Genomic DNA, 10,971 nt, shown 5'->3' with positions numbered 1-10,971 from the left:
GACTCATTGACCTGTTCCTTAAAGTAAATTTCCAATTCTCATGAATCAGGGGCTTGACATCTTACCGCTGGACTTTTTTTCGAGGAGGTTCTTTAATTCCATAATATCTTCCTTAGATAACTTTTGCTCGTCCAAGAATTGAACCAAAATGGGCTTTATAGAAATCCCTCGCATTTTAGCTAAAAAGCTGTGGGTCTCTAATTTCGTACCTTCTTCTTCTGTAATTAACGGATAATATTTGTATGATGGGCCAGTGTGGTCTATGCCGATAACGTTTTTTTGAACGAGCCTTCCAATCAATGTTCTTATTGTTTTTGGACTCCAGTTTGTGTGATCCTTTAAGGATTGGATAATTTCATTAGCCGTAAGAGGTTTTTTTGCACTCCAAAGATTTTTCATAATTTCCCATTCGGATGAGGATATTCGTGAAATGATAAGACACTCCCTTCGTAATGTGATTACACTAGTAGTCTAAAGTTAATATTACACATGTAATCTAATGGGGTCAAGGATAAATATCTTTGATAATTACTTTGAGAAAAATACGATCTCTGTCTTAAGCATTAGTCATGCCCTATCGGAAAAGTTAAAAATATACTATATTTAATAAAGATGTGTAATTTCATTTGCATTCTTTACAGAATATCGGGTGGGATGAATGGAGGAATCTTTACCGATGGATGATGACAGTACGTTGGAGGGAGGACGGAAGGCGTATGACGAAGATACTGTCTTTCTTGAAGCCATATCGGATAGCTGTCACTGTTGCGCTGCTCTTGATGTTCACCGAATTGATGGTGGAGCTGCTGCAGCCCTTTCTGATTTCCAAAATTATTGACGACGGGATCAGCCAGCAAAATTTATCGGTTGTTATCCAATGGGGTGGGGTACTGGTCGGCTGCTCCATTCTTGCTTTTGTTAGCGGAATTATCAATTCCTTCTATGCCTCGCATGTGAGCCAAAGCTTTGGCTTCGACGTACGGGAGAAGCTGTATGAAAAAGTGCAATCGTTTTCTTTCGCCAATTTTAACCGGTTCCCGGCCTCTTCCTTGATTACCAGATTGACCAACGATGTGACCCAGGTGCAGAATACGGTGTTTATGTGCTTGCGGATCATGCTGCGCTCACCTCTGCTGGTTGTGGGCGGGCTTATCATGTCGTTTATTGTCCATGCCCGGCTTGCGCTGTTACTTTTGTTGGCGGTCCCGGTTTTGCTTGTTTTTTTGTTCTGGGCAATGAATAAAGCAGGGAAGCTGTTCCGTTCGGTGCAGCAGAAGCTGGACGCAGTAAACAGCGTCATTCAGGAAAATTTGGCCGGGATGAGGCTGATTAAAGCGTTTCTTCGGCAAAACCACGAAATTAAACGATTTGCAGGCACAAGCCAGGAGCTGAAGGATAAGACGATGTCCGTGCTTCGGTTCACGGAAGCAACGATGCCTTTCGTGCTGCTGCTTATGAATGTTTGTATAATGGCCATTCTATGGGTGGGCAGTATGCAGGTTCAAACCTCGGGCGCCAGTGTGGGTGAAGTGGTCGCTATTATTAACTATGCCACAAGAATGACGATGGCGTTGTCGATGTTTACTATGATCATTATGAATTTTTCCCGGGCCAAGGCATCCGCCTCGCGGATTACCGAGGTGCTGGACAGCGATGGCGACCTGGTCGATGGAGAAGGCAGCCGTTCCTTTGGCGAAATTGGTGAAGGCAGGGTTGTCTTTGATTCCGTCTCGTTTCAGTATCCGGAGTCGGCCGCTCCGACTTTACATAACATTTCGTTTGAGGTCAAGCCGGGGGAGACCGTGGCGATCATGGGAGCAACCGGTTCCGGTAAATCGTCTTTGTTTCAGCTGATTCCCAGGCTTTATGACGTTACCGGGGGAGCTATCTACATAGATGACACGGATATACGCCGTTTGACCATGGAGCAGCTGCGGCAGCAAATAGGCTTTGTTCCACAGGAAGCGCTGTTGTTTACCGGTACCGTTAAGGAAAATATAGCATGGGGCAAGGCAGATGCCACTATGGATGAGATAGTGGAGGCGGCGAGAAGAGCCCAAATTCATGAGACGATTATGAGGCTCCCCAATCAATACGATACGATGCTGGGGCAAAAAGGAGTCAACCTGTCCGGTGGACAGAGACAGCGTCTGTCGATTGCCAGAGCATTGGTGCGCAAGCCGAAAATCGTCATGCTCGATGACAGTACGAGCGCTCTGGATACCAAGACAGAGGCAAAGCTGCTGGCTGCGTTACGAGAGTATCCGTGCACACTGTTCATGATCACCCAGAAAATGACGGCGGCATTGTCAGCAGATACAATCATGCTCCTGGAAGACGGGAAGCTGCTGGCCAAGGGCAGCCATGAGGAGCTGTGGGAACATTCCTCCCTGTACCGGCGTATCTATCAATCCCAATTCGGAGAGGAGCGGTCGAAGCATGCTCAAGGAATTGATTAGGCCCTTCCAGTATCCAAGAACAGCCATGGGTCGGGAAGCAAGTCCCAACCAGCCCGTCTCTTCCAAAGTTAAACCAAGAGCGAGGAACTGGTCCGCTACATTGCGAAGAATATGGGGTTATTTGTCCCGCAGCAAGGCGAAATTGTATCTTGTGCTTCTAATGGTCATAGCCAGCTCGGGGCTGACCTTGCTGGGTCCTTTTCTGGTAGGCAGAACGGTGGATAACTACATCGTGCTGCAGAACTCCAGCGGACTCCTGTACAGTTTGCTGGGATTGGCCTGTATCTACGTCCTGCAATCCGTTACGGTATGGCTCCAGAACTATTGGATGATCGGGATCGCGCAATCGACCGTTTTCTCTATGCGTTCCCAACTGTTTGAACATCTACACAAGCTGCCCATATCTTTCTTCGACAAGAGACAGCACGGCGAGCTGATGAGCCGGGTAACCAATGATATAGAAAATGTAAGCTCCACCCTGAACAGTTCGTTCATCCAGATTTTTTCCAGTTTATTGACGTTAATCGGAGCGGTTTCCGTTATGTTGTGGCTCAGTCCGCTGCTGACTTTACTTACGTTCCTAGTCGTTCCCGCTATGGTTTACGGAACGAAATGGATCACGAAGAGAACGGGCAGGCTCTTCAAGGAACAGCAGAAGAATCTCGGCGATCTTAACGGCCACATCGAGGAAACCATCTCCGGCCAGCGGATTGTCAAGATGTTCTCGCAGGAGAAGAGAGTCATTGCCGAATTCAAGGAGAAGAATGAACGTATACGCAGATCGGCCTTCTGGGCGCAGACCTTCACCGGGTTCATCCCGAAGGTGATGAACGTACTGAATAATTTGAGCTTTGCGATGATTGCCGGAGTGGGGGGCATTCTGGCTCTTAAAAATTTGATCACGATCGGGGCCATTATCGTATTCGTGGAGTACTCCAGGCAGTTCACCCGGCCGCTTAACGATCTGGCGAACCAATTCAATACCCTTCTGTCTGCCGTTGCCGGGGCGGAAAGAGTCTTCGATATTCTGGACGAAGAGGCGGAGGAGAAGGAGACGGCCGGGTCCGTGCGGCTCACCGAGCTTCGGGGAGAGGTGAATTTCTCGAACGTATCCTTTGCCTATGACAAGGGCGGGGAAACCATCTCTAATGTCAGCTTTCATGCGGCCCCCGGGGAGACGATCGCTCTGGTCGGCCCTACCGGTGCGGGCAAAACGACTCTTATCAACCTGCTGTCCCGGTTTTACGATACGGATAGCGGGGTTATAACGGTGGATGGGATTGATATCAAGAAAGTTCATCGGGCCGACCTGCGGAAGCAGATGGCCTTCGTCCTTCAGGATTCTTTCCTTTTCCAGGGAACGATTCGCGAGAATATCCGCTACGGAAGGCTGGATGCGACCGACGAGGAAGTGGAGGAAGCGGCCAAAATGGCTGACGCCCACTCCTTTATTATGAAAATGCGAAATCAATACGATACGGTCCTTAAGCCGGGCGGCGGCGGAATCAGCCAAGGGCAGAAGCAGCTTCTGTCCATTGCGCGCGCTATTTTGGCAAATCCGGTCATTCTCATCCTGGATGAGGCTACGAGCAGTATAGATACGGTTACGGAAGTCAAAATTCAAGATGCTCTGCAGAGGCTGATGAAGGGGAGAACGAGCTTCGTCATTGCCCATAGGCTGAATACGATTCAGAAGGCGGACCGGATTCTGGTGCTGCAGGACGGCAAAATTACAGAAGCCGGATCGCATGAAGAGCTTCTCCGGCGTCGAGGGTTTTATTATGAGCTGCATAACCGGCTGGTCACCTTCGGCAGCGATGAATAGCGAGCAGAGGTGACCAAGTAATCAGGCTGCCGGTTGGAAATGAAAGTGCCGGGAAAAACCGGGCAAATGGCTAAAGAACGGTTCGGGAATTGAACAAATAGGGGGAGGCTTACCAAGTGATTTTGGAGGTCCTGCCCCAAAGAAGAGCAAAAGTGCAGGTCTTTTAGCGGAGATTCGGCAAATCACGGGAAAGACGGACAAATCTGCAGTTTCTTTCTCCAGCAAAAGCGGAAAATCGGCAAAATCGCCAATTCACCTGCACTTTTGCATGTCTTTCGCCGACTTCAGCTTAAATCCTTCTAAAGACCTGCACATCTGCAGGTCTTCGTTCTTTTGGTCGCGGGACTTCTATAAGACAACAGTTATGGCATCAATAAGTCCGACCAACCTTCATACAGCGCCGCAACGCACGCGTCCTCACAGCGGGACCGAGACCGGCTGCTTCTGACGGAAGAAGACCCATTCCTTATAACCGATTTCCCGGAGCTTTCTCTGAACCAGCTCCCATTCATCGCCTATGCGCGACGGGATATGGGCATCGGAACCGAAGGTGACCGGAACACCATAATATAGCGCCCGTTCCAGAATGTCGTCGGAAGGGTACCATCCTCCGCAATCTTTCGTTTTGCCGGAAGTATTAATTTCGATAGCGACTCCGACATCCCCGATGACCTTCAAGGTTTCCTCTACAGCCTTGGTCGGAAGCTGGGAAAACTGCGGATAAAAACCTTTCATGGCATCGATATGTCCCAGAATCTGAAACATGCCGCTTCGGGCGGATTGCAGGATCAGACGGTAATATTCTTCCTTAGCCTTAATTTTCTGCACATCGTCAAGCTTCTTCCACCGGTTGCGGTTGAAAATGCTGACGCCTCCGGTTTGATGCACGCTTCCTATAATGTAATCGAACGGATACTGCTCATAGATTTGCCGGTAAAGGTCGGCGTGCTCCGGGAAGAAGTCGGACTCAACTCCGAGCAGAATTTCAATCCGGTCTTTATATTCCTCCTTCAGCCTGAGCACCTCGGAGATATAATGGGAGAACTCGCTTTTGGCCATGGCAATGTAAGGCTCCGCATGATCCTCCTCTCTGCCGAAATAAGGAGAGTGGTCGGAAATGCCTATGACGTTCAGTCCTCCTTCTATAGCCGCTTCAATGTAATCGCGAATAGAGCCTTCCGCATGTCCGCATCTTTCGTGGTGGGTATGCAAATCGAATTTCATGTCGCGCCTCCTTCGGTCTACATTTAGAATTTATAAGTTCGAGAACCTGCCAAGTACTCGGAATGTAGGGTTAATATTTGTCATGGAGATGGTTTATTCCGAGCCGATGAAATGAGTTTCCGGCATCCCTTTTAAATCGTTCAAGAATTGTTTGATAGCTGAGCTTAAGTAGCGTCCGGATTTATAGATGACTCCGACCGGATGAGGAGTTTCCAGCTCACTGATATTAACCATTTTAAGTGTGCCCAGCCGAATTTCGTTGGAAATCGACATTTTGGAAATAATCGCCGCTCCCAGATTCAACTCCACCATCCGCTTAACCTCTTCGCTGCTGGACAGCTCCATGACAATCTGCGGATGAATATTCAGCTTTCGGATCAGCTGGTCCACAAATCTGCGAACGGCAGTGTCTGGAGACAGCATAATAAAAGGCAGTCGGTCAAGAGATTCGACAGAGGCATGAGAAGATTTAGCCAATGGGTGATCAGGGGATACCACTAATTCGAAAGTATCGTAATAGAGAATGGAGGTTTCCAGCCCGGGGTTTTTGTCAAACAGATAAGCGATACCTATATCTATGGCGCCGCTTTCGACACTGGACAATATTTGCGAGGTGGGCATGGAATGAATAGTTGTTTTGATAAGCGGATATTGGTCCTGGAAGTAGGAGAGCACCCTCGGCAGGATTTGCACAGCTATGGAGGTGGTCGTCCCCAAATTAATATGACCTTGGGGCTTATGCTCCAAATCCGACAGCTTCTGCTTAAGCTCCTCGACGGTTCGTAAAATTTTATAAGCATGCTCGAGAAAAACCTGGCCGCTGTCCGTTAAGGTGACCGGTTGATTCCGGTCGATCAGCACCGTCTTAAACTCGTCCTCCAAACTCTTGATCTGAGCGGAAACAGCAGGCTGGGTCAAATTCAGGATTTCTCCAGCTTTGCGAAAACTCATCGTCTGCGAAATAGTAATTAAAGTCTCCAATTGATTGATATTCATTCCGCTCTTCGTCCTCCTGTCCAAAGTTAGCGTTCCAAAGAGTCGAGGGGATCATTCAATAATTGTTTATTATCGTTATTATCTGATAAATAAATATTATTTTTCAACAATTTTATTATAAAGGAGAATGAAAAGGTCATCAATCTTTTTAAATATCTGTAGAACAAAAACTCATTTGCAGAGGGAATTCCTTACAGGGGAGGGGGGACCTCGAAAGAGATTTGGCGTAATCAGCTGACTTGTAATAAGATAGAGATTATGTGAAAGAGGTGGACAAATAAATGAAATTCGGTTTATGTATTGCGCTGGATTATCCCGGGCAAGGGAACTTCGAGGCGGGAGGGATGAAGGAATGGATGGCCCGGCTGCAGGCCAAATTGGAGGAGGCCGCTGGCTTCGGCATGGATAGGGTGGAACTGCCGTTAAGCCCGTTCACTGCACTGGCGGAGCCGGAATTTGAAGAAGCGGTTTCTCTGGTGAAAGCTTCCGGTCTTTCTTGTCCGGTGGTGAATTCTATGATCAGACCCGGCCTGCCGCTTACGGGACCGGAGGTGAACCCGGAGCAGACGGAAGCCTATCTGGAGTCCGCCTTGCTTCGGGCTGCGCGATTAGGAGCCGGAACGGTGATTCTGGGCGCGGGGCAGGCCCGAAATATCCCGCAAGGCTTCGATAAAGAAACCGCAGTGGAGCAATTCGAAGCCTTCCTTCATCAATGTGAAGCACACGCGGCGAAGCATGAGTTAATCGTGGCGATTGAACCGCTTAATCGTAAGGAATGCAACTGGATCAAATGGGTGGAGGAAGCGATCGAACTGGCCGCCGGTCTCTATTTGCCCCATATTCGTGTCGCGGCGGATTCCTACCATATGCTGATGCAGAGAGAGGAATACGACATCCTGGAAGAAGCCGTGGAGATGGGGCTGCTGGCGCATGTTCATCTCGCCGATCGGGACCGGAGACTGCCGGGCTGTCCTCTTGTGGAGAAAGGCGCCGATTTCAAACAATTGCTGGGAACACTTAAACGGTCCGGTTACGCAGGAGAAGCTTCGTTGGAATGTGCACCGGAACAGAATCCTTCATGGACCATCCCGCAATCCCTTGAATATTTAAACAAACTATGGGATGAACTATGAGCAAGGGGCTGTCTCTTTAGGACGGTTTCCGATTTTTCAAGCACCACCTGGGAGTCTGTCCGATGCATATCAGGCTATAAGGTTGGCTGGGTGCACTGCAAAGCCTGCAAAAGTACATCTTTTTGAGCTTACATTTCAATGGTTGGGGTAAAGCCTGCGACAGTACATCATTAACTGTCAATCAGTTCAAGGCGAACGCAGAAGCGGATCTCGCGGCCTACGGTTTCGGCCCAGATTTTGCCGTCATGGTTTTCCACAATGCTCTTGGCGATGGCCAGTCCGAGTCCCGAGCCTCCGGTCGAGGACGTTCTCGAAGCGTCAATGCGGTAGAATCTTTCGAACAGCTTGTCCAGCTCATCTTCCGGAATGGGGTCTCCATTATTGATGACACATATATGAGCATATCCTTCTTCTCTGGTCAAACGGACAGACACCACACCGGGCTTGGAGCTGTATTTAATGGCGTTGGTCAGTAAATTTTCGAACACCCGGATGATTTTGTCCGCGTCGATATGCGCCATAAGCTTCTCAGCGGGAAGATGACGTTCCAGCACAAGCTCGTTCTCTTCCGCATAGCTGACCGTTTCTTCCAGAAGCTGTTCGATCAATTCATTCAGGCAGACCCTTTCCTTGGCGAGGCTGACTCCGTGATTGGACAGCTTCGTGTATTCAAACAGGTCGTCAATCAGTCCCTTTAACTTTTCCGATTTGCTGGCGGCGATATTCAGATAAGTCTCCGCTTGCCTTTCGTTCTCATAATTTTTATCTTTAAGCAGCCGCAAATAGCCGATAATGAGAGTGAGGGGAGTGCGCAGATCATGGGAGACATTCGTAATGAGTTCGTTCTTGGTGCGCTCCGCCAGCCTTTCTTCCTCAATCGTTCGCTGCAGTTCCTTCGCCATGTGGTTGATGTTGTCCGCCAGCGAGCCCAGTTCATCGGAGGACTTATGCGGGACCCTGTAATCCAGATTGCCCTTGGAGATTTCCAGCAGCCCCTGGGCAAGCTCCTCCACGTCCTTCATCTTTCGTTTCGTCAGCCAGTAGAACAAACCTATGAATGCGGCAACTGCGGCTATTAGCGGAATCGGACTGGAACCCGGGTCATATTCAATTTGCGGGCGCGGAATCCCGCTTACTACCAGATAAGCCTTCTCGCTAACCAAATCAATCGGAAAAAAGGAGATGAATTCCTTCGAAGTATTATCGTTATAAATACGTTCATTCATCGCATTGGAGATGAGGTGGTGAACGTCGACTTGGGTTTCCGTTGTATTGGGGGTCTTATACAGCACTTTCCCGTCAAGAGATAGGATCAGCATTTTATAGGAGCTGTATTGGACCATATCCTCTATAATGGGCTTGACTTCATCCTCAGATATTCCCGAAAGCTTATATTGCAGCCGGGTAACGATACTTCTTGCCTCTCTTTCAATCTCTGCCTTGCCCTCGGTATAATCAATCCGGGCAACTTTATTATACTGGTCGAAAAAGGTAGCGCTCAGGCTGTAAGTGAGCATCGAGACGAGAAGACAAATGACGAAGGTGACGATCAACTGCAGCCGGATGCTCTCCTGAACTTTATTGACGCCCTGGATCAGCATTTTAAAGGAGAAGCGGAAGATGTCCCCGATCCAATTAAAAGGAAAAATCCGGCCAAGCCATTTGAACGGCGTGAATTTAATTTTCAATTTTATAGCCGACCCCCCACACTGTCTTTATAAATCGGGGCTTTCGGGGATTGTCCTCGATTTTCTCCCTTATTTTTCGAATATGCACCATCACCGTATTTTCCGACTCAAAGAAAGCTTCCTTCCAAACCCGCTCGTATATTTTCTCAATACTGAAGACCATGCCCCGGTTTCTGGCCAGCAGCTCCAGAATGGAAAATTCCCGCGGAGTAAGCTTGACCTCACGTCCGTCGACTTTGACCTCATGGGTAGCTACATTGATGGTAAGATCATCGATCTCTATCTCCTCTGCCTTGGCAGCGGAGGGGGTGTTCAGCCTGTTGTAGCGTCTGAGCTGGGATTTGACCCGCGCCATAAGCTCAAGCGGATTGAACGGCTTCGTCACATAATCGTCCGCTCCCATGCTGAGGCCCGTGATCTTGTCCATGTCCTGGCTCTTCGCCGACAACATGATAATCGGCATGTTCCTCTGCTCGCGGATTTTCAGACAGGCCTGAATGCCGTCCATCTTGGGCATCATGATATCCAGAATAATGAGATCGACAACATGGGACTCTAATATGTTCAATGCTTCCAGGCCGTTATAGGCTTTAAGAAGCTGATAACCGTCATTTTTTAAATAAATTTCCAGCAGATCAACTATTTCTTTTTCATCGTCGACAAGGAGTATTGTTTCTTTTGCCATACATGCTTGCTCCTTCCGTTCAGGACCTGCTGAATGATGGCCTGGCTCAGGACGAAAGCCAATTCACCCAGCAGAATGCCTGCGAACACATCCAATATTACATGCTGTTTAATAAACAGCGTCGATAAAATAATAAGCACCGCGGTAACGATAGTAAACAGCCGCAACCCGAAGCCCCGAATCGAGCTTGCCAGCAATCCCCTCATGACCAGATAGCTCGTCAGCACATGAATGCTTGGAAGACAGTTGAACGGCTGATCCGACCAATAGATGAACCGGACCAAAGCGGTTAACCAATCATCTCCGGTTAGCTCCGGGCGGGGGGCCGCCGTTTGGTAGAAATAAAAAATAATATAGCAAACGATAAGTCCGATATGAAAGGAACCCAGCGTCCGGAAATAGGTCATCCGGTCCTTCGCACATAATAATACAAGGACGAAAATAATAAAAGCATACCACGCGATATAAGGCAACACGAATATTTTCAAGAATGGAATGCGATGGTCCAATGCCGTTGTCAAATAAGTCACTCCGCGCCCAGGATGATTAAGCAGCGGGTAGACGATGTTCAACAGCGGAATGGTCAGCAGCAGCAGAAGCGGCTTGAAGTTGCTGCGAAGCCATCCTTGCTGCCGGCGAGCCGAAGGCCTTTCCAATGGAAGCTGCAAATTCAGGTCCCCCTTTATTTATTTATTTATTTTGGATCTCCTTGTTCATTATAGGAATCATTTCTTAAGACAGAATAGGGAATAGTCTTAAAAAAACCTTAATAGTGTCTAAGTGCTTTGAACGAGAGTTATTTGGTATACAGGGGCTTGACTCAGCGTAAATACGCTTCCCGAAGAATGTCCCGGGCTGCTGTCCCCGCCGATCTTAACCTCATTCGATTCATCTTATGCCGCCGTCGGCGCTTAATAAAACCGGCAACCGGCACATTTCGATCAGTCATTGCTTGCATCCC

9 protein-coding genes are annotated in these 10,971 nt (G+C 48.5%); 3 read left to right on the top strand and 6 right to left on the bottom strand.

Annotation, left to right across the window (positions count from 1 at the left end; all coding sequences use genetic code 11):
- Positions 1–45 precede the first annotated feature (45 nt).
- Positions 46–423, bottom strand: a complete 378-nt coding sequence (locus FS806_RS20960; RefSeq protein ID WP_260982204.1) for a BlaI/MecI/CopY family transcriptional regulator — start codon at positions 421–423, stop codon at positions 46–48.
- Positions 424–716: 293 nt separating this feature from the next.
- Between FS806_RS20960 and FS806_RS20955 the strand changes: the two genes are divergently transcribed.
- Both FS806_RS20955 and FS806_RS20950 read left to right on the top strand, forming a co-directional pair.
- On the top strand, positions 717–2,459 hold the full coding sequence (locus tag FS806_RS20955; RefSeq protein WP_144940518.1) for an ABC transporter ATP-binding protein: 1,743 nt from the start codon (positions 717–719) through the stop codon (positions 2,457–2,459).
- Positions 2,440–4,284, top strand: coding sequence for an ABC transporter ATP-binding protein (locus tag FS806_RS20950; RefSeq protein WP_144940515.1), 1,845 nt, complete (start codon positions 2,440–2,442; stop codon positions 4,282–4,284). The genes FS806_RS20955 and FS806_RS20950 overlap by 20 nt, the downstream gene beginning before the upstream one ends.
- Before the next feature lie 417 nt (positions 4,285–4,701).
- Here FS806_RS20950 and FS806_RS20945 read toward each other — a convergent pair whose 3' ends face one another.
- Positions 4,702–5,508 (bottom strand): histidinol-phosphatase, encoded by an 807-nt coding sequence (locus tag FS806_RS20945; RefSeq protein WP_144940513.1) that lies wholly within the window; start codon positions 5,506–5,508, stop codon positions 4,702–4,704.
- Positions 5,509–5,601: 93 nt separating this feature from the next.
- On the bottom strand, positions 5,602–6,504 hold the full coding sequence (locus FS806_RS20940; RefSeq protein WP_144940511.1) for a LysR family transcriptional regulator: 903 nt from the start codon (positions 6,502–6,504) through the stop codon (positions 5,602–5,604).
- A 281-nt stretch (positions 6,505–6,785) separates the two neighbouring features.
- Between FS806_RS20940 and FS806_RS20935 the strand changes: the two genes are divergently transcribed.
- Positions 6,786–7,637 (top strand): sugar phosphate isomerase/epimerase family protein, encoded by an 852-nt coding sequence (locus tag FS806_RS20935; protein WP_144940509.1) that lies wholly within the window; start codon positions 6,786–6,788, stop codon positions 7,635–7,637.
- Between the two features lie 170 nt (positions 7,638–7,807).
- Here the strand turns inward: FS806_RS20935 and FS806_RS20930 are convergent, their stop codons facing one another.
- The 3 genes from FS806_RS20930 to FS806_RS20920 are packed head-to-tail and all read right to left on the bottom strand — an operon-like array spanning position 7,808 to position 10,678.
- Entirely contained in the window at positions 7,808–9,325 is a 1,518-nt protein-coding gene (locus tag FS806_RS20930) for a sensor histidine kinase (RefSeq protein ID WP_260982203.1), read from the bottom strand.
- Positions 9,315–10,010 (bottom strand): response regulator transcription factor, encoded by a 696-nt coding sequence (locus tag FS806_RS20925; protein WP_144940507.1) that lies wholly within the window; start codon positions 10,008–10,010, stop codon positions 9,315–9,317. The genes FS806_RS20930 and FS806_RS20925 overlap by 11 nt, the downstream gene beginning before the upstream one ends.
- Positions 9,965–10,678 carry a phosphatase PAP2 family protein gene (locus FS806_RS20920; RefSeq protein WP_186328469.1) on the bottom strand — a complete coding sequence of 238 codons (714 nt, stop codon included), beginning with the start codon at positions 10,676–10,678 and terminating at the stop codon, positions 9,965–9,967. The genes FS806_RS20925 and FS806_RS20920 overlap by 46 nt, the downstream gene beginning before the upstream one ends.
- Positions 10,679–10,971: the final 293 nt, after the last annotated feature.

This window comes from Paenibacillus sp. 32O-W, from assembly GCF_007679495.1.
Taxonomy (GTDB): domain Bacteria; phylum Bacillota; class Bacilli; order Paenibacillales; family NBRC-103111; genus Paenibacillus_L; species Paenibacillus_L residui.
This window is presented reverse-complemented; position numbering and strand designations above follow the sequence as displayed.

What these genes read in the sequence shown, in the direction of transcription:
- FS806_RS20955 (WP_144940518.1), top strand. Translation starts at nt 717, where the DNA reads ATGACGAAGATACTGTCTTTCTTGAAGCCATATCGGATAGCTGTCACT.
- FS806_RS20950 (WP_144940515.1), top strand. Translation starts at nt 2,440, where the DNA reads ATGCTCAAGGAATTGATTAGGCCCTTCCAGTATCCAAGAACAGCCATG.
- FS806_RS20945 (WP_144940513.1), bottom strand. Translation starts at nt 5,508, where the DNA reads ATGAAATTCGATTTGCATACCCACCACGAAAGATGCGGACATGCGGAA.
- FS806_RS20940 (WP_144940511.1), bottom strand. Translation starts at nt 6,504, where the DNA reads ATGAATATCAATCAATTGGAGACTTTAATTACTATTTCGCAGACGATG.
- FS806_RS20935 (WP_144940509.1), top strand. Translation starts at nt 6,786, where the DNA reads ATGAAATTCGGTTTATGTATTGCGCTGGATTATCCCGGGCAAGGGAAC.
- FS806_RS20925 (WP_144940507.1), bottom strand. Translation starts at nt 10,010, where the DNA reads ATGGCAAAAGAAACAATACTCCTTGTCGACGATGAAAAAGAAATAGTT.